General features: G+C 40.4%; 1 protein-coding gene. It reads left to right on the forward strand.

Annotated elements, in window-relative coordinates; translation table 11 throughout:
• Window positions 1-21: 21 nt before the first annotated feature.
• Window positions 22-684 carry a DUF3164 family protein gene (locus D0T84_RS22310; RefSeq protein WP_163310113.1) on the forward strand — a complete coding sequence of 221 codons (663 nt, stop codon included), beginning with the start codon at window positions 22-24 and terminating at the stop codon, window positions 682-684.
• The last annotated feature ends 332 nt before the right edge of the window (window positions 685-1,016 follow it).

Here is a 1,016-nt window from a genome sequence, read left to right on the forward strand (position 1 = left end):
AACATTTTAATTCAATAGATTATGAGTAAAGAATTAGTTGAAATGACTGCTGAAGAAATGGCTGAATATGAAGCCTTCAGGCAGGACAAAGCAAAAAAGGCAGAAGCTGCCAGGATTAAACAGGAACGTGAAACCTACAAAGAGATGAAGGATGCCACCATCAGGACAAACTTCGAATTGTTATGCCAGATATCGGAAGGGATAATGATGGCAAAGAAAACAGTTTTCGGGAATATGGAAACACTTATTGACATGAAGGACGAACTGTACAAAACTAAATCAGACCGCCAATCAGATACCTTCAGCACTGAAGATGGTGAAATTAGCATTAAGCTGGGTAACCGTATCAATGAGGGCTGGGCTGATACTGTTGATATAGGTATTCAGAAAGTAAAAGACCACCTGAAAACGCTGGCAAAGGATGAGAATAGTGCAAACCTGGTTGAAACCGTGATGAACCTGTTGGCCAAAGATCGCAAAGGTAACCTGAAGGCTAATAAAGTGCTGGAACTTGAGCGTCTGGCAGTAAAATCGGGTGATGAAAACTTTATTGATGGTATCAACATCATCAAAGAGGCTTACAGGCCTGCACCTTCCTGCCAGTTTATTGAGGTACGTTTTAAGGACGATGAGGGCAAAGAACGCAGCCTGCCATTATCAATGAGTGCAATAGATAACAGTTAACAGTTAGCAGTCAATAATGAAAGGAGGCCGATTGATATGAAATACGAATTTATAAAGCAGCCTGAAGCGGGCAAATTTGGTGAGTGGCAAACAGCAGATGGATTCAAGTGCTATGCCGATAATAGGGCGCAAGCAGTAAGGTTTTATAAGAGATGGTTAGTTAAACCCAAAAAGAAATAATAGAAAACTAATCCTAAACGGTTCACGGCCGGGTTCGATTCCCGGCATAGGAACAAGCAACCAATCATATTAACAATTAACATTATGGCTCAAAGAGAAATTTTCAACATTAAGAGCATCAAAGAAAAGAAGTACCACAGGATGGATATTTC

Origin of the sequence: Dysgonomonas sp. 521, from assembly GCF_010501055.1 — a bacterium.
GTDB lineage: Bacteria > Bacteroidota > Bacteroidia > Bacteroidales > Dysgonomonadaceae > Dysgonomonas.